This is a genomic window from Nocardia terpenica (genome assembly GCF_013186535.1).
Lineage (GTDB): Bacteria > Actinomycetota > Actinomycetes > Mycobacteriales > Mycobacteriaceae > Nocardia > Nocardia terpenica.
Genome location: NZ_JABMCZ010000001.1, coordinates 379984 through 402225, shown reverse-complemented (window position 1 = coordinate 402225; position 22242 = coordinate 379984). Strand labels below are relative to the sequence as shown.

The window sequence follows — 22242 nt, the reverse complement described above, 5'->3', positions numbered from 1 at the left end:
GTATCGTATGACCGAAGTCGGATTCAGGCGGCCGCTGGCGCCTACCGAGAAGTCCTTCGCCCAGAACGACGCGTTCTCCGGATACGTGATGCGGACGGTGGGCCGAATCGATCGGGATGCCCTGCAGGCGGCCTATTCGGCGGTGTGTCAAGCCTTTCCGGTACTGGCGGCCACGCTACAGACCAGCGACGGCGAGACCTACCTGGTGGAGTCCGCCGACACTCCGGAGCCGCGGTTCCACGAGGGCGACCCGGACGAACCGCTGACGGGTGCGGCCATGGACTCGAGCCGGGCGCTGAGCGCGCTCAATGTCGTCGGCAACGGCGACGAGTCGAGCGTGGCGCTGATGGGCAATCACAGCATCTCCGACGGCAGCTTCTTCCTGGAGGTGCTCACCTCGCTGTGGTCGGCGTACTCCGCCGCGCTCGCGGGCGCGACCGTCGACCTGCCGCGCCGCCCGTTCCCGAAGTCGCTGGAGGAGCTGCTGGCCGAGCGCGGCATCGAAAGGCGGTCCGCGGCAGCGCCGTCCGAGGCGCCGCGGTCTCCCGCGCCCGAGCCGGAGCGGGTCGAGGTCGTGCAGCGGTCGGCGCAGTTCCGCCTGACCGAGGCCGAGACCACCGCGCTGGTGGACCTCGGCCACCGCGAGCACGTCACCATCAACGGCCTGCTGTCCGGGGCGATCCTGCTCGCGGAGGCGGAGGTGAGCGGCCGCCCGCTGGCCGAGTTCCAGTACATCTTCCCGGTGAACATCCGCCACCGCTTCACGCCACCGGTCGGCCCCACCGAGGGCACGATCGTGCTGGGCTACATCGGCTTCGAGGTCCCCGAGATCGCCGAACCCGATGCCGTCACCATCGGCCGGGCGGTCGGCGACCAGCTGAAGGCCCGGATGAGCGACGACTCCCTGCTGACCAGCTTCCTCGATCTGGCCGAATACCGTTCGGCGGGCGCGCGGGCACAGAACGCGGAGGCGGCCCAGGACTCGGGCGCACCGGCACAGCAGCGGGGGCCCGCCATCATCAGCCTCACCAACTGGGGCCGCATCCCGCGGTTGCAGCTGCCCGACGACCTGCGGATGACCAACTTCCACTCCGCGCGCCGCACCAAGGCCCCGGTCGGGCACGCGCGGCCGACGAATGTGTCCCGCTACACCGCCAGCACCTTCAACGGACGGCTGGGCATCGAGCACCATTCGCCGTCGCCGGAGGAGAAACGGGATTCACAGCGTCGCTTGGACGCGTTGAGCGAGGTATTGCGCCGCCTGATAAAGCACTGACGAAAACAGCCCGTGATACCCGATGTCTATTATAGGCATCGGGTATCACGGACTGTCCGCGTTTCCGGATTTCGACCCGATCGCGCCGCCGTGAAACTTTTTCACGCGAGGTCTGGACACGATCGCAACCGCCGGATATATTCATGAATCACAGGGATATGGGACAACGGATCCGAAGGGGTCGGAACCGAGTCCGCAGGGGTATGCCTTTCTCACACACATCGGATCGAGGCATTGCATTGCTTTACTTCTCGTCGCAGGGGGTTTTCACGTGCACATTGTCGAGCGCACGGCAGGTTTCGCCGAGCTGACGGTTGCCGACCGATTTCTCGACGAATCACACCTGACCGCCGCGCGTCGCGTGCTGGACAAGGTCGTGAACAGCGCCGATATCCGGCTCGCCTTCGTCGGCGGATCGCTCGCGGCCGGGCTCGGCCACGGAAATTCGGACATAGATCTGTATATTTCCGCCCGCACCGATCTGCGCGAGGGCAACCTTTCTCAGGACGGATATACCGTCCAGGTGAATCCGATCACATCGAATCGCCTGGAAGAACTCGCCCGAATATGCGCGGCGAACACCATTTCCGAAGACAATCGCTGGCAGGTGGAACTCGGCGAACCCGAACTGAAACGGGCCGTCCGATACGCCATCGGCACAATTCTGGTCGACAACGACAGCGGCCTGCCCACACCCGCGGTGGCCCGCCACACCCTGCGGCAGGTCCTCATGAGCCGCACGGCCTGGTACGCCTCCAGCTTCGCCGAGGACGTCGCCGGGGCGCTGCACATCGGCGACGGACTCACCGCACTCCAGGCATCCGTCATCGGTGTCGAGGAGGCCGTCGAATGCGCCCTCGCCGCGGTCGACGACCTGTACATCGGCCGTAAGTTCCTGCTGCGCAGGGTCTTTCGCAACGCCGCGCTGAGCGCCGTCTCCGACGACGTCTACCACCTGCTGAGCCAGCCCGTCGGCGACCTCTCCCTCCGGGAGGTCACCGAGATCGTCACGCGCAGAATGCGTTTCGCCGGGCACCTGATCGCATGGTCGCTGCGCGAGGGCTGGGACACCCCGCTGCGGTCGCTGCCCGCGTTCCCCGACACCTGGACCCACGGCGGTCCCACCCGCAATCCCTGGACCATCCCCATCCGCTTCCCGCGGTCGTGGGGCCTCATCTCGCCGCAGACCGGATTCAGCACCACCGCCGCCATGGTCGGCATCTGGCGCGAATCCGACGGCCGCCCGACCGACGAGCTGTACCACGCGCTGCGGAGCCGAGACGAATTCTCGGGCATTTCACCGGAACTTCTCGACGCTGCGCTGACGCAGCTCGTCGAGTGTGACGTCGTCGCTCTCGCGACGAACCGATAGAGGAAGGAAAGGAGGTTCGCCATGAACGTCAACGACGTGAAGATCGTTGTCAGTGGCGGTGTGATCTGGCACCCGCCGTGGAAGTGACAACCGGTTGAGGGAGGGGGCTGGTCGCCGACCGGCCCCCTCCGCTCTGCTCGAGCCAGGAATCCTCGAGACAGGAACAGTATAGAAGGAGAGTACGGATCGATGCCGGAAAACAGCCCCGACCCCCTATTGATCTGCATTTCCGGCGGCGACGGATCCGGAAAGAGCACCCAGGTGGCCGCCCTGGAAAAGCAGCTGACCGACCGTGGCATACACACCGCGACCGCCACGATCTGGGACCCGTTCACCGACCCGTTCGTCGCCGAACGCCTCCCCTTCCGCACCCGCGAGGACGTATTCGCCTACGTCCGCATCCTAGGCCCCGGCGCCCGCGGCTATTTCCTCTTCCACTGGATGCGCCTGGCCTTCGATCGCGCCCTCGCCCACTCCCCGAACATCCTCCTGATCAACGCCTACTGGTACAAGTACTTCGCCACCGAAATAGCCCACGGCGCAGACCCGAAAACCCTACGCGCCTGCACCCAAGGATTCCCCACCCCCCACCACACCTTCTACCTGCGCATCACACCCGAAACCGCCCTGTCCCGCAAACACGACCGCAGCGACTACGAAAGCGGCTACGGCGACGAACGAACTTTCATCGAATTCCAGCGCCGCAGCCTCCGCACACTTGACGAATTGGCAGACGAATTGTCGTGGACACCGCTGGACGCGACCCTGCCGCCGGACGACATCACCGACGCCATCCTCGAAAGCCTCGGCCCGGTGCGGCGCTGATCCTCACCCCAACCCGCGCAGCACCGCCACCAGGGTCCGCAGCTGCACATTCAAGTAATGGCTGAACTGCAGCAGATTAGTCAACTGATACAACGTCATCCACCGATAGTCGGCCGCCCCCTCGCCGATCTCGGCATCCACCTCGATCACCCGATACCGGCTGACCGCGTTCAGGAAACGCCCGCCCTCCTCGGACAGGACGCAGTCGTAATGGGTCTGGTCGGCGGAGGACCCCAGCACCACATCCAGGAACATCGGCCGGGCCTCGTCGCCCAGGTGGTCGTAGCTGTCGGGGGCGCATTGCACGCTCGGGGCCAGTTCCACCACGTCGAGGAAGCCGGGCTCGACTCGGGAGTGCACCAGCGCGTGCAGCACGCCCTCGATGCGGCATACCAGCAGCGCGACCTGTCCTAGCCCGTGCGGTTCGATGAGCGGCTGCGACCAGGAGCGCACCTCGCGTGCGTTCGCGGTCACGTCGACCGCGACCACCGAGAAGTAGGCGCCGGTCTCGTGCGAGATGCGGTCGTCGAAGCGCTGCCAGTCGCGCACCTCGCCGAGGCTGATCAGCTCCCGGCCGCCGTCGTACTCCGCCTGCGCCCCGGTGATCCAGCTCAGGATCTCCCGGATCGTGTACAGCCCGCCGCGGGTGCCGTCGGAGGACCGCGCGATGGCCGCGCCCAGCGACCCGTCGGTCCACGCCGGGCCCGGCAGCAGCCGGTAGGGCAGGCAGGACAGCACCGTGCGCGCGTCCATATTGACCAGGTTGGGTTCGCGCAGCAGGTCGCTGATCTGGCCGAGGGTGAGCCAGATGAAGTCCTCCTGCGCCACCACCTCCGGCCCGACCTCGACCACCATATTGCGGTTGCGCTTCTGGTAGAACCACGAACCCTGTTCGGACTGCAGCACATCCGCGACCACGGTGTGCGCGGGCGCGTCGCGGAAGAACTCGATGTAGGGCACCGCCGTGCCGCCGTGCACCTGCTGATAGTTGCTCTTGGTCGCCTGCACGGTCGGCGAGAGCTGGATCCCGTTCACATTGCCCGGCTCGACCTTCGCCTGCATCAGGCAGTGCAGCACGCCGTCGAATTCGCGGATCAGGATGCCGAGCACGCCGATCTCGGTCTGATTGATGATCGGCTGCGTCCAGGCGGGCACCGGCGGCCGGTCCGTGCGCACCGACAGCCCCTGAATCGTGAAGAAGCGGCCGGTGTGATGCCCCAGATCGCCGGTCGCCTTGTCGAACCGCCAGCCCGACAGCTCCGCGAACGGTATGCGCCGCACCGTCATTCGCTGCGCGGCGCGCCGATCGGCGAGCCACTGGTCGAACTGTTCGCGGCTGACGCAGCACCCCTCGGTCGTCGCGGCCGAGGCCAGCAGCCGCAACGCCAGTTCACCGTCCACCTGTCGAAGGCCGGGCATGTTCATTCGAATTCCTTTCGGCCGCTTGCCGTGTCAGTCCTGCGCTCGGCGGCGGAACCCGGCGCACCCGATGGCGAGCAGCACGGCGGTCGCGCCGAGCAGCACGGCCGCGTCGATCCAGAGGGCGATGGAATGCATGTCCGGCATCACCAGCCAGCGGATTCCCTCGCTGAGATAGGTCATCGGGTTGGCCGCGGCGACCACCTGGAACCAGCGCAGCTTCTCCAGGCCGAAGAACGGGAACTGCACCCCGCCGGTGAAGGTCATCGGCAGCAGCACCGCGGCGAACACCACATTGATGTGCCGGGCCGCCACCGAGGTGCCGATCACCAGCCCCATCGCCGCGCCCGCCAGCGCGCCCAGCACCGAGATCCCCACCACCGCGGGCAGCGCCGACAGCGGCCAGTGCCCGCCGAGCATGGCCAGACCGACGGGGGTGATGATGATGCCGCCGATCAGGCCGCGCATCGCCCCGAACACGACCTTCTCGATCGCGACCGCGGTCACCGAGATCGGGGCCAGCAATCGGTCCTCGATCTCGCGGCCCGCGGCGAAGTCGATGGCCATCGGCAGCGCCGTATTCTGCACGGCCGCACCGAAAATCGTCATGCTCACCACGCCGGGCAGCAGGATCTTCACCATCGCGGGCGTCGCCAGCCCCAGCTTGCCGAGGACCACACCGAAGACGAACACCATGACCAGGCGCTGCAACACCACCTGCACCAGGAAGGGCCGCACCTCGCGCACCATCACGAACAGATCGCGGGCCAGCAGCGCGCCGAACGTCCCGAGGCTGCTGCCCGTCCGCGCGGCCGACCGCAGGGGCCGCGCCAGACCGGTCGCGGCGGTGTCGGCGGGGGACACGGTCGTCATCTCAGATCCCGTCCCGTCAGCTCGATGAACACGTCCTCGAGCCCCGGCTTGCCGATCGTGACGTCGCGCACCTCCCAGCCGCCGTCGGCCAGCATGTCGAGGGCGGCCTTGACCACCTGCGGCGCAGCGGAATCCGAGTACAGCCGGATGGTCTCCTCGGCGGTCTCGGCGGTGCCCTCGATCGGCTCGACCCGCCGGACCACCGGGATCGTGGCCAGCACGTCCTGGGCCTTCTCGACCGCGGACTCGTTGCGCCCGATGGTCAGGGTGACCGACGACGAACCGGGCAGCAGCTCGGTGAGTTTGGCGGGGGTGTCGAGCGCGAGCATGCGGCCGTGGTCGACGATGCCGACGCGGTTGCAGAGCTTGGTGGCCTCGCTCATGTCGTGGGTGGTGATGACCACCGCGGTGCCGTCGCGGTGCAGGTCCACTACCCGATCGTGCACGAACAGCCGGGCCTGCGGGTCCAGGCCGTTGGCGGGCTCGTCGAGGAACAGCACGTCCGGCTTGTGCATCAGCGCCCGGCCGATCATGACGCGCTGCGTCTGGCCGCCGGAGATCTGGCCGATATTGCGGTTCGCCACCGGGGTCAGGCTCATTCGCTCCAGGATCTCGTCCGCGAGCCGGGCCCGCTCCGCGCGCGGAATGCGGTGGTAGCGCGCGTGAAACAGCAGGTTCTGCCGAATGGTGAGCGATCCGTCGAGCGTATTGCGCTGCGACACCGCGGCAAGCACCCGGCGGGCGCCGATCGGATCCTCGAGGACGTCGACCCCGCACACCGAGGCGTACCCGGAGGTGGGGCGCACGCGGGTGGTGAGCACGCCGACCGTGGTGGTCTTGCCCGCGCCGTTGGGTCCGAGCAGCCCGAATACCTCACCCGGCTGCACGGTGAAGCTCAGCGAGTCCACCGCATTGGTGTCCGCGCCCGGGTACCGCTTGACGAGATCGCGGACCTCGACGGCCACATCCTGGCTCATGCGCCCGCCTCCGTCCGGGGTGCTGCGGGGTATATCGGACGTCCGTGGGCTCGACCGGCGTGGTCTGCCCGATCGCCGAGATATCTGTCCACGAGGTGTCTCCGGCTCCTAGCGAGAAGGGGGTTCGCTCCCAAACTTTAAGAACACCAGGACCGAAAATTACCCAGACTCCGCGCGCTGGGGGACGGCCGCGGCCTCCCACATGTCGCGCAGCGATTCGGAGAGCCCGATCGTGGGTTTCCAGCCGAGAAGGTCTGCGGCGAGCCGGATGTCGGCCTGGGTCCAGCCGCCGCCACCCTTGCTCTCCAGCACCGCGTCCAGCGCGCGCACCGCGTCTTCGGGCAGACCGGACACGGTGTGCAGCAGGCCGACCAGCTCACGCATCGACATCGCCACGCCCCAGCCGATATTGACGGCCCGGCCGACCGCCGGGGCGGTCGCGGCCTTCACCACCGCATCGGCGAGGTCGCGCACATCGAGGAAGTCGCGGCGGGCGTCGGCGACGGTGAGCTCCACGACCTCCCCCGGAATTGCCGCCCGCAGCTTGTCGACCACCGCGCCCAGGAAGCTCGCGGAGGTGGTGCCGGGACCGCAGACGTTCACCGCGCGCAGCACGACACCGTCCACCACACCCGCGTGGGTGACATCGAGGACGGCCTCCGAGCCGATCAGCTTGGTGCGCGCGTAGGCGGTGGTCGGCGCGGGGGTGCGGGTCTCGTCGATCAGCGTGCCCGCGGGCACCGGACCGTACTCGTGAATGGATCCGATGTGTACCAGGCGAATTCGCCGCGACAGCAGCGGCAGCGCCGCCAGCAGCCGTTCGATCAGCGTCACGTGCGCGTACACCAGTTCCGGCTCGGTGCGGCCCCAACTGCCCGTCGCGTTCACCACCACCGACACACCCGCGGCGTCGAGGACCGCGGCGATCTCCCGCGGATCGGCCGCCGCGACATCCAGCGGCGCGAACTCGTGGTCGTACACGTGCGCGGTGTAGCGCCGGGCGACGGCGAGCACGTCGTATCCCGCCCGCGCGAACGCCGCGCAGACGAACCGCCCGACACCGCCGGTCGCGCCCAGCACGGCCACCGTCGAAGCACCCATCGCCAATTCCTCCTCAGACCCGCCGTAGCGCGTACTCGATCTCCGTGCAGCGGTGGTAATCCGGAAGCAGCCCGGCCGCTTTCGCCTCGGCCAGCGTCGGCGCGACCCGGTCCCGGTCGGACAGGATCGGCTCGATGTCACCGGGAATCGGCAGTGCCAGTTCGGGATCGAGCACGGCCAGCGCCAGCTCGTTCTCCGCCACATAGCTCGTGGACAGGGTGTAGGACATCACGGTGTCGTCGGCCAGCGCGACGAAGGCGTGGCCCACCCCGAGCGGGAAGTAGACGGCCCGGAAGGTCTCCGGGTCCAGCGTCAGCACGTCGAAGCGGCCGAAAGTCGGTGAGCCCACCCGGATGTCGACGACGATATCGAGCGCCTTCCCCTGCACGCAGCACACGTATTTGTGCGCGCCGGGCGGGGTGGCGGTGTAGTGGATGCCCCGGACCGTCCCGCGCCGCGACCGGCTGTAGCTGGTCTGCCGCACCGTGAACAGCGGCCTGCCGACGGCCTCGTCGAAGACCGACTCCTGAAAGGGCGACACGAACATGCCGCGCTCGTCGGAGAACACCCGCGGGGTGAATTCGACGGCGCCTTCTACCGCCAGCTTGCGTGACTGCATGACAATCCGTTCCGGGAAGAGGCGGTCATCGGGCCCACGCCTCGGGGCCCGGCAGGCCGTTGCCGATGGGGGGAAACATCTCGTCGAGGCGTGTGCACACGTCCTCGTCGAGCGGCAGCTCCAGCGCGCGCTGCGCGCTGTCGAGATGGAAGCGGGTGCGCGGCCCGATCACGGCCCCGGTCACCCCCGGCCGGGACAGCACCCACGCCAGGGCGATCTCGGCGGGGTCGGCACCGAGTGCGGCGCAATACTTTTCGTATTCGGTGATGGTGTCGCGCTGGGTCTCGAGGGCGACCACGGCGCGGCCCTGGGCCGACTTCACCGCGGTCCCCTCGGCCTGTTTGCGCAGCGCGCCGCCGAGCAGCCCGCCGTGCAGCGGCGACCAGGCGTAGACGCCGATCCCGTAGGCGGTGGCGGCCGGGATCAGCTCCACCTCCACGTGGCGGCGCACCAGGTTGTACACGCACTGCTCGGCGACCACGCCGAGGAAGTTGCGGCGATTGGCCGACTCCTGCGCCGAAACCAGATGCCAGCCCGCGAAATTGGAGGAGCCGACGTAGCGGATCTTGCCCTGCTGCACCAGCGTCTCCATCGCCTGCCAGACCTCGTCCCACGGGGCGGTGCGGTCGATGTGGTGCATCTGGAACAGGTCGATCCAGTCCGTGCGCATCCGGCGCAGCGAATCCTCGCAGGAGGCGATGATGTGCCGCGCCGACAGGCCCTGATCGTTGGGCCAGTCGCTCATCGGCTGGAACACCTTGGTGGACAGCACCACCTTGTCCCGCCGGCGGTCCCCCTGCGCGAACCACTCCCCGAGGACCTCCTCGGTGAATCCGCGGTGCTTCTGCCAGCCGTAGTGGTTCGCGGTGTCGAAGAAGTTGATGCCCCGATCCAGTGCGGTGTCCATCAGGTCGAAGGCTTCGGCGTCGGTGGTGCGGACCCCGAAGTTCAAGGTGCCCAGGCAGAGTCGGCTGACCGTCAGCGCGGTACGTCCGAGTCGGGAGTAGTGCATCGGCTCAATCCTGTGATTTGCGATGGAATCCGGAGGTACCGAGGACCAGCAGCCCCGCGGTCGCGACGATCAGCACGGTCAGATCGATCCACAGCGGAATCGAGTGCCGCCCCGGCAGCACCAGCCAGCGCATGCCCTCGCTGACGTAGGTCATCGGGTTGAGCGCGACGATCACCTGGAACCAGCGCAGCTTGGCCAGCCCGAAGAACGGGTACTGCGCGGCGCCGGTGAACATCAGCGGCAGCAGCACCGCGGCGAACACCACGCCGATGTGCCGGGCGGGCACCGAGGTGCCGATCACCAGCCCGAGCGCCCCGCCCGACAGCGCGCCGAGAATACAGATCACGATCACCGCGGGCCACGCCGCCAGCGGCCAGTGCCCGCCGAGCATGAGCAGCCCGATCGGCACCATGACGATGCCCGCGATCAGCCCGCGCATCGCCCCGAACACGACCTTCTCGATTCCGACCGCGGTCACCGAGATCGGGGCGAGCAGCCGGTCCTCGATCTCGCGGGTGGCCGCGAAGTCCACGGCCAGCGGCAGCGCGGTGTTCTGCACGGCGGTCTGGAAGATGGTCATGCTCACCACGCCGGGCAGCAGGATTCGCACCAGCTCCGGCGTCACCAGGTCCAGCCCGCGCAGCACCACGCCGAAGATGAACAGCATGAACAGCGGTTGCAGGATGACCTGAACCATGAACGACGGCAGCTCGCGCACGGTCACGAACAGGTCGCGCGCCATCAGCGCGCCGAAGACGCCCAGGCTTTCCGATCGCCCGCCCGGCCGCGGACGGTAGGACGCGATGCGGGTGCCGGTGCCGCTGTTCGGCACGGTCATTACCTCACTCATGCGCCCGATCCCGTCCGGTCGAGCGCGCGGCCCCGGGCCGCGCGCGCCAATTCGGCGACGTGCTCGATGGTGGGTTTGCGGATCAGGTCGCCGAGCCTGCCGAACAGCCGTGCGTTGCCGGGCGGCCCGACCACCTCGTTCGCCACCCGGTCGATCATCAGCAGCAGCGACAGCGAGTCGCCGCCGAAGCGATGGAAGTCCATGGTGGACACCGGAACCTGGCCCTGCGGCAGGTCCAGCACCTCGCTCCAGATCGCCGCGACGGCCGCGGTCACCTCGTCGCCGTCCGCCGCGCCGGGCGCGTCCTGCGCGTCCGCCCACGTCTCGGCGTCCCGCTCGAAGGGATTCGGCAGCGACAGCGCGTCGACCTTGCCGTTGACCGTCTGCGGCAGCACCTCCATGTACACCGTGGCCGCCGGGATCATGTAGTGCGGCAACCGGTTCCGCAGATGCCGCTCCAGATCCTCGGCGGCTCCGGGCGGCGCGCCCGGCCGCAGGCACGCCCACATGCACAGCACCTGCGCCGCGCCGGGCCGGGGCGCGCGGGCGCGCACCACGGCCTGGGTAACGTCCGGGTGCGCCTCGGCCTCCTGCACGATCTCGGCGGGCTCGATGCGGTGGCCGAGGATCTTGATCTGATCGTCGGTGCGCCCGTGGAACTCCATCGCCCCGCTCGGCCGCACCTGGGCGAGATCGCCGGTGTCGTACACCCTTTCGCCGTCGGCGAGCCGCACGAACCGCTGCTGATCGAGGTCCGGCCGCCCCCGGTACCCGCGCGCCAGCTGCACGCCGCCGAGGAACAGCCGCCCGACCTCGCCGATCCCGGCGTGTCGACCGTCGTCGTCGAGGACGTGCATGGTGCAGTTGTCCAGCGGCCGCCCGATGGGCACCACCGCGGCGGCGTCCGGGCCGCCGTCGATCGCGTCGTCGTACTCGTGCACCGAGACCCCGACGGTGGCCTCGGTGGGCCCGTACTCGTTGAGGATGCGGCAGTCCGGGCCGAACACCTCGCGCGCCCGCCGGGCGACCGCGGTGCGCAGCTGCTCGCCGATGACGATCAGGGCGCGCACCCCGGCCACGGTGATCCCCAGGCGGCCGATCAGCTCCAGATGCGAAGGGGTGAGCGTGATCTCGGTGGCCCGCGACTCGCGCAGCACCTCACGCAGCACGTCCGGTGCCGGTTCGGCGGTGACCGGGACGATGGCGCCGCCCGCCGCGATCGCCGCGTACAGCGTGGTCGCCGACACGTCGAACGACGGGGAGGTCAGCCACGGCATGCGCGAATCGGCGCGCACCCCGAATTCCCTGGTGGCCCACCGGACATAGTTCGCGAGCGCGCCGTGCTCGATCTGCACGCCCTTGGGCTTGCCGGTGGACCCGGAGGTGTAGATGACGTAGGCGAGATCGTCCGGGCCGAGCCGAATCGGCTCGGGCCGTTCACTATTCGCGTCGTCGGCGAGGGCGTCCTCGAGCACGATCGCCGCCACCCCGGCGGGCACCAGCGCGCGTCCCGTCTGCTCCCGCTCGATCAGGCACAGCGGCGCACCGGCGTCGGCCAGCAGATCGCTGATCCGCGCGTCCGGGTGGGCGGTGTCCAACGGCAGGTAGGCCGCGCCCGCGCGCAGCACACCCCAGATCGCGGCGATGGTGGCGGCGCTGCGCCCGGCGACGATGCCGACCACGTCCCCGCGCCGAACCCCGTGCCGCGCAAGCGCGCCCACGATCCGGTCGGCGTGCGCGTCCAGCTCGCGGTAGGCGATCTCGGTGCCGTCGAGCTCGGCGATCGCCACGGCGTCCGGGGTCGCGGCGACCGTCGCGGCCAGGTCCTCGACCACGGTGGTCTCCGGCAGCGGCCGGGCGGTGTCGTTGCCCTCCCAGCGGCTGCGCTCGGCGGGCCAGACCGCCTCGCTCAGCTCGGCGAGCAGCTGCTCGGCCGCGGGACCCACGCCGAGGTCGTCGTACCAGCCGACGGAGACGTCGGTGCGGCCCTCCACCTCGATGGCATCGATCACCACCGGCGCGCCCGGCGGAATCACCGGCAGCGTGTACAGCCCGCGCGCGGTGAACGCGGCGGTGCTGTAATCCGCGCGCCGCAGCCGTCCCCAGTGCGAGACGATCGCGGTGGCGGTGGCCACGCCCTGGTCGAGGGCGATCCGGTTCAAGCCCCGCTGAATCAGCCGGATGGTGTCGGGATCGCCGCCGTCGGAATCGGGCGGCGGGCACATGTCCAGCTCGCGCCGGTCGGCCAGCGCCGACAGCAGCCGGGCGTGCAGGTCGGTCCAGTCGTCGTCGGCCGACGCGTCGATGACGACCTGTAGCACCAGGTTCGCGGTGCTGGACACCGAGGGGTCGTGGCGGCGCAGGTCGACCGGGATCAGGCACCGGACCCGGCCCTGCCGGGCCGCCAGTTGCGCGACCAGGCGCGCGACCAGCCCGTGGTGCACGCCCTCGATGCTGCGCCGCCGCCACAGCGGACCGTTCGCGTCCTTGGACGTCCGCGGCAGCACCAGCGCCCACTCGGGGGGCAGCATGGGCGGCTTGCGGTCCCCGGCGTCGGGCAGCTCGGCCAGCAGCCGGGTCGCCAGTTCGACATCGGTGATCGTGTCGGTGGCGGGCGTCGGGGTCTGCTCGCGCAGCGCCGCGAAAACGGCCGCGGCCCACAGCACGAGACCACGCGCGTCCATCAGCGCGTGGTCCGCCCGGAAAACGACGGTGGCGGAGCCGGTTTCGTCCGATAGCGCACCGGCGGGCCTTCGCGCCAGGATCACCTCGCACAGCGGCCGCCCGTCCCCGCCGGGGCGGCGGCGCAGGTCCGCGAGGTCACCGATGTCGCCGGTGATCTCCCCGGCATCGCGCACGACCGGCGGAACGCCGGTGTCGACCATGTATCCGTCGACGGCGGCACATCGGCTGCCCGGGCAGGCGTCGCCCGCGACGGCGACCGCCCGCTCCAGGTCGGCGGCCGTCAGGCTGCCGTCACCCACCACGCACAACTGCAGGGTGACCGCGGCGTCCGGCCCGGCCGCGATGAATTGCTGCTCGACAGGAGAGATCGGACGTCTGTAGGCACGGTCGTGGTCTGCCCGGCCGCCGAGGTTGCTGGTCACGAAGTGTCTCCGGCTCCAGTAGCGAGAAGGTGTCGCTACGAACCTATGAACGCGGGGACCGAAAATTACCCAGACTTCGCGGGTACCCGGCTCCGCGCGAGCGCCGCCGCGGCAAAAACTGCGAGCCTCCCCAGAAAAGAACAGCGGCCGTTGCCCTTCCGCGCGGCGACCGGATAGGGCTGGGGTGGGCAAGTCACCCGACCGTCAGGAGTAGCGATGTCGCCCGATCCCGCACCCATGCCGATGGCACGCCGCTGCCCCTTCGACCCGCCGGAGGAGTACCGCGGCCTGCGCGGCGCGGACCCGATCCACCGGATCCGGCTTCCCAGTGGGGATTACGGCTGGCTGGTGACCCGGTTCGCCGATGTGCGCCAGGTGCTCAGCGACGCCCGGTTCAGTCACCGCAACGACCTCATCGAGCCGCCGGTGCCGCCGGACCCGATCACCGAGTGGGTGCCGACGCCGCCCGACCGCGGGACGTTCAACATGATGGACGCGCCCGACCACACCCGCTACCGCCGGATGCTCACCCGCTATTTCAGCTCGGGGCGCACCGAGCGGATGGCCGACCGGATCGCCGAGATCGCCAACGAGCAGGTCGACCGGCTCGAGGCGGCGGGCACGGAGGCCGATCTCGTCGCCGAGTACGCGGTGCCGCTGGCCGGGCGGGTGATCTGCGAAATGCTCGGGGTGCCGGAGTCGGAGCGCGAGCAGTTGCAGCGCGACGTCGACACCACCTTCTGCCTGACCGTGGACGTGCACGTCGCCTACAAGGCGATCCTGCGCATCGGCGAGGCGGTGGAGCGGATCGTGGACGACCGGCTCGCCGCGGCCGCCCGGCTGGGGTCCGGCGAGGCCCCCGACGTGCTGACCGATCTCGCCGTGCGGGGCGACCTCGATGCCGAGGAACTGCGGTCGATCACCGGCGTGCTGGTCATCGGCGGCATGGACACCACGGCGAACATGCTGGGCCTGGGCGCGCTCGCGCTGCTGCGAAATCCCGAGCAGCTGCGGCTGTTCCGGTCCGGGTCGGACAACGGTCAGGTCGACGAGCTGCTGCGGTGGCTGACCATCTCCCAGTGGGGCGCCTCGCGCCGCGCGCTCGAGGACGTGGTGGTGGGCGCGGCGGCGGACGGCACCGGCGGGCAACCGGTCCGCGCCGGTGAGCTGGTGGTGCTGGCGCTCAACGCGGCGAACCGCGACGCGGCCGCCTTCGACGACCCCGACCGGCTGGACCTCACGCGCGCGCCCGGCGGTCACGTCGCCTTCGGCCACGGGGCGCACCTGTGCATCGGCCACCACCTCGCCCGGGTGACGCTGCGGGTCGGGTGGACGGTCCTGTTCTCCCGGCTGCCGAAACTGCGGGTGACAGTGCCCGATTCGGACCTGCGGATGCGGGACGAGATGACCCACTACGGCGTCCACGAACTGCCGGTCGCCTTCGGATAGACAAAGCGGGGCCGGTCGCTCCCGACCCCGCACGTCTCGTCTTCTTATCCGGGGACTCTCAGTCCGCGCGCCTGGGGCTGTGGATCGCCTCGGGCAGCACCCGGGGAGGCCACGACCCAAGGCCGAGGATCCCGGCGGCGTAGGCCCGCGAGACCAGGGCCGCGCGGTTGCGCGCCTTGAGGCGGCGCAGCATCGTGCTCACGTGGTACTCCACGCCCTGGCGGCTCAGGAACAGCTGCGAGGAGAGCTGAATCGTCGACATTCCCTTGGCGATTCCCTCGAGGATCTTCGCGTCGATCTCCGACAGCCCCTGGCCGTGCTGCGAGACGGCGCTCGACACGGTCGGCGTGTGCTGCGACTCGCCGCCGCGCTCCGGCCGCACCAGCACGATGACCGCCGCCGCCCGATGGGCGCCGCGGTTGACCGCGATACCCGTCATCTCCCCGGTGAAGACCATCGACGAGGGCCGCAGGGCCGTGATGCGGTCGGTGAAGCTGGTCCGCCGCCCGTCGGTCAGCCGTTCGAAGTGCCTGCGCACGGGCGGGTGGCTGCCCGGGTGGAGGAACTCGAAGAAGTTGCGCCCGATGACATGCTCCTGGCGTCGATCCAGGGCCTGGGTGAACTCGAGGTTGGCATCGTGCACGACGAGGTCGCGGCCCAGACCGGCCACCCCGAGGCCCGAATTCTCGAACAGTGAGCGGTAGAGCACATCGCCATCGATCAGCCACGAGAGGTTCCCGACCGTCTTGCGCGAGGTGAGCCCGGCAGTCCTGATCGTTTCGCTCGCGGTGGAGATTGTGGAACTTTTCACGAGATTCCCTCCGAAAATCTACCGACTGGGGGCGCTCATCGACCCTCCGGAATTTCGATTCCCAGCCGGTAACCGTACCTACGCCGGAGCGTAGGTAATGCCACGCTTGTTCTCGGAACACCATCGCCCTCGAGCCAATTTCGGCGGTGGTAACCGACGCAAATACCGACGCTCGCAGATACCCTTGTCCCTTCCTCTACCGGGCGTCGGCCGTCACCCACTATATGCCAGTTCTATTCACGGCCAGCCCCTCGAGCACCCCTTGAGGGACCCTTAAGGGGTCCCTCGGGCCTTTGATCAACCGCACGCCAACCTGTTAACCGGAGTTACCGTAAAGTCAAATGTTCGGTAACATTCCCCACAAATCGGACAGGCTATACACAGCTAATTCAAAGAAACGGACCAGGGGGAATGCGGATCAATTTCTCACCTGCCGGAAAACCCCACGCCAGCGCACTCGACGGCCGCACACGAGGACCGAACCGTCCGAATTCGGGGTATGGAAAATGCTTCCTACCTGCGGTTACGCCGGAGCGTCGCATCGACGGCGTGAATATTCAGTAACAACCCACCGATGGCCACGACCCCGCCGGTTCGGCCGCAACGGTGTCGAACCGGCGGGCGGAAGGACCGGTCGACCGGGGTCCGCGGAATCGAATGTCGCGCACGGAGGGAGATCAACCCCGACATGATGCCCCCCTTCCGGGTCCGAACGACTTGTCCTGCGGCTGGATCCGGTACAGGACGGCTATAAGCACCGTAACGAACGGTCCACCGACTCGCAATGCGAGACAACGGATCACACGTCACCAGCCGCTATAGCACGAGTTGATCCAATGGCACACATTGTGGCCCAATCGACTACGGCGACCCCGCTGTGACCCGGGTTATTCCGAAAAGCCGCTTTGTAACATCCAAAATTTTCGGGTGGGACGGCCGCGGACCGTACAGATCCGCCCCGATCACGGTCTCGAGATCTCCCCTTACGGGTGCCCTCGGAACAGCTCATCCGATTTAGGGGGTATCCGTAGGGGTTTACGCTCCCGCACTCGGCACGCACCGGACCCACGGCCGGGAACCGGCGCCCGCACCGAGCACCGCGGCCCCCGCCCGCGCCCCGGGCGCCCGCGCCCACGCCCCCGCCGACCACCACCCGGCAGCGCCCCGAGACCGCCCGGACCGGCGCCGAGCCGGACACGACAACATACTTGACGAGCCGTATATCCGGATGCCATTATTGAAATGGGAAAGGCGCCGAGAATCGGTGCCTATTTTTGGGGAATCCTCGACACCGATCGAGTTCGGGTGTAATTTAGGACTTCGCGCCGGGGCGCGTGCTGTCCGACTCTCGAAATGCGAAATGACCGTGGCGGTGCCGCGTCCGGACAGCGTCCCAGGTGCGCAATGTGAAATACGGCCACAGGACGAGCAGATACCGTTGCGACCGCGCACGCGCGGGCATCGCGAGGTGCTGGAAGGACGCATAGTGACAGTCTCCAGTCGGACCAATGGGCGGGTCTCGTTCGCCAAACTCCGTGAGCCCCTGGATGTTCCGGGGCTGCTGTCGGTCCAGACCGAGTCTTTCGAGTGGTTGATCGGCGCCCGCGCCTGGCGCGAGCGGGCCATCGCCCGCGGTGAGGAGCCCACCGGCGGGCTGGCGGAGGTGCTCAAGGAGCTCTGCCCCATCGAGGACTTCGCCGCCACCATGTCGCTGACGCTCTCCGACCCGCGTTTCGAAGAGGTCAAGGCATCCATCGAGGAATGCAAGGACAAGGATCTGACCTACGCGGCGCCGCTGTTCGTCACCGCGGAGTTCATCAACAACAACACCGGTGAGATCAAGTCGCAGACGGTCTTCATGGGCGACTTCCCGATGATGACCGACAAGGGCACGTTCATCATCAACGGCACCGAGCGCGTCGTGGTGTCCCAGCTGATTCGGTCGCCCGGCGTCTACTTCGACGCGGCCATCGACAAGGCCACCGAGAAGCAGCTGCACAGCGTCCGCGTCGTCCCGAGCCGCGGCGCCTGGCTGGAATTCGATATCGACAAGCGCGATACCGTCGGCGTGCGCATCGACCGCAAGCGCCGCCAGCCGGTCACGGTCCTGCTCAAGGCGCTCGGCTGGACCGGCGAGCAGATCGCCGAGCGGTTCGGCTTCTCCGAACTTATGCTGACCTCGCTGGAGAAGGACAACACCCCGGGCACCGACGAGGCGCTGCTCGACATCCACCGCAAGCTGCGTCCGGGCGAGCCGCCGACCAAGGAGTCCGCGCAGAACCTGCTGGAGAACCTGTTCTTCAAGGAGAAGCGCTACGACCTGGCCCGCGTCGGCCGCTACAAGATCAACAAGAAACTCGGTATCCACACCGGCGAGCCCGTCGGTCCGGCGGTGCTCACCGAGGAGGACATCGTCACCATCGTCGAATACCTGCTGCACCTGCACGCGGGCGACGCGGTGATGACCGCGCCCGGCGGCATCGAGGTGCCGGTCGATGTCGACGATATCGACCACTTCGGCAACCGCCGCCTGCGCAGCATCGGCGAGCTGATCCAGAACCAGGTGCGGCTGGGCCTGTCCCGGATGGAACGCGTGGTGCGCGAGCGCATGACGACCCAGGACGTCGAGGCCATCACGCCGCAGACGCTGATGAATATCCGCCCCGTCGTCGCCGCGATCCGGGAATTCTTCGGCACCTCGCAGAGCTCGCAGTTCCTGGACGAACGCAATCCGCTCGCCAGCCTCACCCAGAAGCGCCGCCTGTCGGCACTCGGGCCCGGCGGCCTGACCCGCGAACGCGCCGGTCTCGACGTCCGCGACGTGCACTACAGCCACTACGGCCGGATGTGCCCGATCGAGACGCCCGAGGGCCCGAACATCGGCCTGATCGGCTATCTGTCGGTGTACGCGCGGGTCAATCCGTTCGGCTTCATCGAGACGCCGTACCGGAGGGTGATCGACGGGCGCGTAACCGACGAGATCGACTACCTGTCCGCCGATCAGGAAGATCTGCACGTCGTGGCGCAGGCGAACGAGCCGCTGGACGCCGAGGGGCGCTTCGTCTCGGCGCGAGTCGCGGTGCGGCGCAAGGACTCCGAGGTCGAGGTCATCGATTCCGCCGAGGTCGACTACATGGATGTGTCGCCGCGCCAGATGGTGTCGGTGGCGACCGCCATGATCCCGTTCCTCGAACACGACGACGCCAACCGCGCCCTCATGGGCGCGAACATGCAAAAGCAGGCCGTACCCCTGATCCGCGCCGAGGCGCCCCTGGTGGGCACCGGCATGGAGCTGCGCGCCGCCATCGACGCGGGCGAGATGGTGATCAACGAGAAACCCGGTGTGGTCGAGGAGGTTTCGGCCGATTACGTCACCGTGATGGCCGACGACGGCACCCGCAGGTCCTACCGCATGCGCAAGTTCGCCCGCACCAACCAGGGCACCTGCGCCAATCAACGCCCCATCGTGGACGAGGGCCAGGTGGTGGAGCAGGGCCAGGTCCTCGCGGACGGGCCCAGCACCGACAGCGGTGAGATGGCGCTGGGTAAGAACCTGTTGGTGGCGATCATGCCGTGGGAGGGTCACAACTACGAGGACGCGATCATCCTGTCGCAGCGCCTCGTGGAGAAGGACGTGCTCACCTCGATCCACATCGAGGAGCACGAAATCGACGCCCGCGACACCAAACTCGGCGCCGAGGAGATCACCCGCGACATCCCCAATATCTCCGACGAGGTTTTGGCCGACCTGGACGACCGGGGCATTGTGCGGATCGGTGCCGAGGTGCGTGATGGTGACATTCTGGTGGGCAAGGTGACGCCGAAGGGTGAGACCGAGCTGACGCCGGAGGAGCGGTTGCTGCGGGCGATCTTCGGTGAGAAGGCGCGCGAGGTGCGTGACACGTCGCTGAAGGTGCCTCACGGTGAGTCGGGCAAGGTGATCGGTATTCGGGTGTTCTCCCGGGAGGACGACGATGATCTGCCGCCGGGTGTGAACGAGTTGGTGCGCGTGTATGTGGCGCAGAAGCGCAAGATTCAGGACGGTGACAAGCTCGCCGGTCGCCACGGCAACAAGGGCGTCATCGGCAAGATCCTCCCCAAGGAGGACATGCCGTTCCTGCCCGACGGCACCCCGATCGACATCATCCTCAACACCCACGGCGTCCCGCGCCGAATGAATATCGGCCAGATCCTGGAGACCCACCTCGGCTGGATCGGCAAGGCGGGCTGGAATATTCGGCTCACCGACGGTGTCCGCCCGGACTGGGCGCAGCGGCTGCCCGAGCAGCTGCTGTCGGCGGAACCGGACACGAATCTCGCGACACCCGTCTTCGACGGCGCCCGCGAGGAGGAACTCGCCGGGCTGCTCGCCTCCACCCTGCCCAACCGCGACGGCGAGACCATGGTCGGGGCGGACGGCAAGGCCACCCTGTTCGACGGCCGCACCGGGGAGCCGTTCCCGTATCCGGTGGCGGTGGGCTACATGTACATCCTGAAGCTGCACCACCTGGTGGACGACAAGATCCACGCGCGCTCGACCGGCCCGTACTCGATGATCACCCAGCAGCCGCTGGGCGGTAAGGCGCAGTTCGGTGGTCAGCGCTTCGGTGAGATGGAGTGCTGGGCCATGCAGGCCTACGGCGCCGCCTACACCCTGCAGGAACTGCTCACCATCAAGTCCGACGACGTGGTGGGCCGCGTGAAGGTGTACGAGGCCATCGTCAAGGGCGAGAACATCCCCGAGCCGGGCATCCCCGAGTCGTTCAAGGTGCTGCTCAAGGAACTCCAGTCGCTGTGCCTCAACGTCGAGGTGCTGTCCTCCGGATCCGCCGTCCAGTTGAACCAGGGCGACGACGAACTCGACCGCACCGCCGCCGGTCTCGGAATCACCCTGTCGCGCAACGAATCACCGACGATCGACGACCTGTCGAGCTGATCCCGCCCTCAGCGTTTCCGAAATTTCCTGGAGTGCCGCGCGGCGGGCGCGGGGGCCGGGCCGTGGTCGCGGGTCAGGGCGAGCATGGCCAGCCCGGCCGCGCGGATTACCGAGTCGAGTTCGTCGAGCACGTCGGTGACCGCGGTGCGGAATTCCCGGGAGGTGGTGGGGTCGCGTTCGATGGCATTGCCCAGCTTGTGCATTCGTAACCCGGCGTCGAAGATGCTGCGCACGAGCTGATCGTTGGCCTCGGCGAAGGCGGGTCCGAACGAATCGCCCGACGGCTGCACCGCTGCTGTCATGTCGACTCCTGGTCCGGCATCGGCACGGAGCCACCACGCCGGGCTCACACAGTGCGATGACGCGCGACCCGAGTATAGAGTCGCGCGTGTCTCGTCCAGATAGGGTCTTTGGTCACCGAGTGACCACGGTCCGCGAAGTCTGAGAGAGTTCTCAGGTTGAGTAACTAGATGTTCACTGAACCATGGCATGCTGGATGAACATGAACCGGTGGCAGATAGTCGGCTGGACAGCGCTGATCGTCGTCGTGCTCGTGGCCGCGGAATGGCTTGGCCGACTCCACTTTCCGGCCCCCCAGATGATCCTGGCAATGGTGGTCGGTGCGGTGCTCGCGCTGACGGGACGGTTGCCCGCGCCGATGCCGCGGCGGCTGACCATCGGCGTGCAGGCGATGCTCGGCGTGCTGATGGGCAGTTACCTGGAGATCTCGCTGCTGTCCTCGATCGGCCTGGCGGTCCTGCCGCTGCTCGCGGTGACCGTCGCCACGCTGGGGGTCAGCATCGGCGTGGCGTGGGTGTTCGCCCGGTTCACCCGGGTCGACCTGCCGACCGCGACGCTGGGCATGCTGGCCGGGGGTTCCGCGGCGGTGGTGGCCTGCGCGGACGATATGGACGCCGACCCGCGCCGGGTCGCGTTCATGCAGTACCTGCGGGTCGCCCTGGTGGCGCTGAGCGCCCCCGCCATTGCCGCACTGCTCGGCGGCGGGCACTCGTCCTCGACCCCCGTGGCGGCGAATCCCGTTCTGCCGCACTGGATGATCGTCGGGCGCGGCGATCAGATCGCCGGGCTGTCCATCGCGATCGTGCTCTGCGTCGCCGGAATCGCGGTGGGCCGCAGGCTGAAGCTGCCGAGCCCGGCGCTGATCGGCCCGCTGCTGATCACCGCCGCGGTGACCGCGCTCGGCCTCACGCACGGATACGCGCCGACCAACCTGCTGAAGGAATTCCTGTTCGTCGTCATCGGTTTCGAGGTCGGCACCCGCTTCACCCGGGCGGTCGTGGTGGAGATGGCCCGCATGATCCCGGGCATGACGCTCGCCATCGTCGCGCTCTCGGCGGCGGTGGCGGCGCTGGCCTGCGCCCTCGCGCTGCTGATCGACCTGGAACTGTCCGATATCTACCTGGCCACCACGCCGGGCGGCATCAACGCGGTGCTCGCGACCGCGGAATCGATGAACGCCAACCTGCCCCTGATCACCAGCGTGCAGAGCCTGCGCCTGCTGCTGATGATGCTCGCGCTACCCCTGCTGGCCCGCGCGCTGCGCCGCACGGCCGAGCGCCGCGCGCTCACCCGAGAACTGGTGGCGCGCTAGGCG

General features: G+C 68.4%; 16 protein-coding genes. 6 read left to right on the top strand and 10 right to left on the bottom strand.

The features are described 5' to 3' along the window. Positions 1-7: 7 nt before the first annotated feature. From HPY32_RS01895 to HPY32_RS01885, 3 genes are all read left to right on the top strand, one after another. Positions 8-1276: a phthiocerol/phthiodiolone dimycocerosyl transferase family protein gene (locus HPY32_RS01895; RefSeq protein ID WP_067582559.1), complete on the top strand. Its 1269-nt coding sequence runs from the start codon at positions 8-10 to the stop codon at positions 1274-1276. 271 nt (positions 1277-1547) lie between these two features. Next, complete coding sequence (locus HPY32_RS01890; RefSeq protein WP_067582556.1) at positions 1548-2648, top strand: nucleotidyltransferase domain-containing protein; 1101 nt, start codon at positions 1548-1550, stop codon at positions 2646-2648. A gap of 189 nt (positions 2649-2837) precedes the next feature. Further along, a complete protein-coding gene (locus HPY32_RS01885; RefSeq protein ID WP_082870917.1) occupies positions 2838-3473 on the top strand; it encodes a dTMP kinase in 636 nt (211 codons plus the stop codon). A gap of 3 nt (positions 3474-3476) precedes the next feature. Here the strand turns inward: HPY32_RS01885 and HPY32_RS01880 are convergent, their stop codons facing one another. From HPY32_RS01880 to HPY32_RS01845, 8 genes are all read right to left on the bottom strand, one after another. After that, a complete protein-coding gene (locus tag HPY32_RS01880) occupies positions 3477-4892 on the bottom strand; it encodes an NDP-hexose 2,3-dehydratase family protein (RefSeq protein WP_231951467.1) in 1416 nt (471 codons plus the stop codon). Between the two features lie 33 nt (positions 4893-4925). Continuing rightward, positions 4926-5765 carry an ABC transporter permease gene (locus HPY32_RS01875; protein ID WP_067582547.1) on the bottom strand — a complete coding sequence of 280 codons (840 nt, stop codon included), beginning with the start codon at positions 5763-5765 and terminating at the stop codon, positions 4926-4928. Continuing rightward, a complete protein-coding gene (locus tag HPY32_RS01870) occupies positions 5762-6742 on the bottom strand; it encodes an ABC transporter ATP-binding protein (protein ID WP_067582544.1) in 981 nt (326 codons plus the stop codon). Before HPY32_RS01870 ends, HPY32_RS01875 begins: the two co-directional genes overlap by 4 nt. 159 nt (positions 6743-6901) lie before the next feature. After that, complete coding sequence (locus HPY32_RS01865) at positions 6902-7843, bottom strand: NAD-dependent epimerase/dehydratase family protein (protein ID WP_067585602.1); 942 nt, start codon at positions 7841-7843, stop codon at positions 6902-6904. Between the two features lie 13 nt (positions 7844-7856). Further along, positions 7857-8462: a dTDP-4-dehydrorhamnose 3,5-epimerase family protein gene (locus HPY32_RS01860; RefSeq protein ID WP_067582542.1), complete on the bottom strand. Its 606-nt coding sequence runs from the start codon at positions 8460-8462 to the stop codon at positions 7857-7859. A 25-nt stretch (positions 8463-8487) separates the two neighbouring features. Continuing rightward, positions 8488-9474, bottom strand: a complete 987-nt coding sequence (locus HPY32_RS01855; protein WP_067582539.1) for an aldo/keto reductase — start codon at positions 9472-9474, stop codon at positions 8488-8490. Between the two features lie 4 nt (positions 9475-9478). Then, a complete protein-coding gene (locus HPY32_RS01850) occupies positions 9479-10324 on the bottom strand; it encodes an ABC transporter permease (protein WP_197696397.1) in 846 nt (281 codons plus the stop codon). Further along, a complete protein-coding gene (locus HPY32_RS01845) occupies positions 10321-13431 on the bottom strand; it encodes a non-ribosomal peptide synthetase (RefSeq protein ID WP_082870915.1) in 3111 nt (1036 codons plus the stop codon). Before HPY32_RS01845 ends, HPY32_RS01850 begins: the two co-directional genes overlap by 4 nt. 216 nt (positions 13432-13647) lie before the next feature. Between HPY32_RS01845 and HPY32_RS01840 the strand changes: the two genes are divergently transcribed. Beyond that, positions 13648-14880, top strand: coding sequence for a cytochrome P450 (locus HPY32_RS01840; RefSeq protein ID WP_067582536.1), 1233 nt, complete (start codon positions 13648-13650; stop codon positions 14878-14880). A 58-nt stretch (positions 14881-14938) separates the two neighbouring features. Here HPY32_RS01840 and HPY32_RS01835 read toward each other — a convergent pair whose 3' ends face one another. Beyond that, entirely contained in the window at positions 14939-15691 is a 753-nt protein-coding gene (locus HPY32_RS01835) for a helix-turn-helix transcriptional regulator (protein WP_082870914.1), read from the bottom strand. A 1468-nt stretch (positions 15692-17159) separates the two neighbouring features. Between HPY32_RS01835 and rpoB the strand changes: the two genes are divergently transcribed. Further along, the gene (gene rpoB, locus HPY32_RS01830; RefSeq protein WP_067582533.1) at positions 17160-20627 is read left to right on the top strand and encodes a DNA-directed RNA polymerase subunit beta; all 3468 of its coding nucleotides are present in this window, start codon (positions 17160-17162) and stop codon (positions 20625-20627) included. Between the two features lie 8 nt (positions 20628-20635). On the opposite strand, the gene HPY32_RS01825 is transcribed toward rpoB, so the two are convergent. Continuing rightward, a complete protein-coding gene (locus HPY32_RS01825; RefSeq protein WP_156674157.1) occupies positions 20636-20929 on the bottom strand; it encodes a hypothetical protein in 294 nt (97 codons plus the stop codon). Positions 20930-21129: 200 nt separating this feature from the next. Here HPY32_RS01825 and HPY32_RS01820 point away from each other — a divergent pair, with 200 nt between their 5' ends. Then, positions 21130-22239: an AbrB family transcriptional regulator gene (locus HPY32_RS01820; RefSeq protein ID WP_082871173.1), complete on the top strand. Its 1110-nt coding sequence runs from the start codon at positions 21130-21132 to the stop codon at positions 22237-22239. Positions 22240-22242 lie beyond the last annotated feature (3 nt).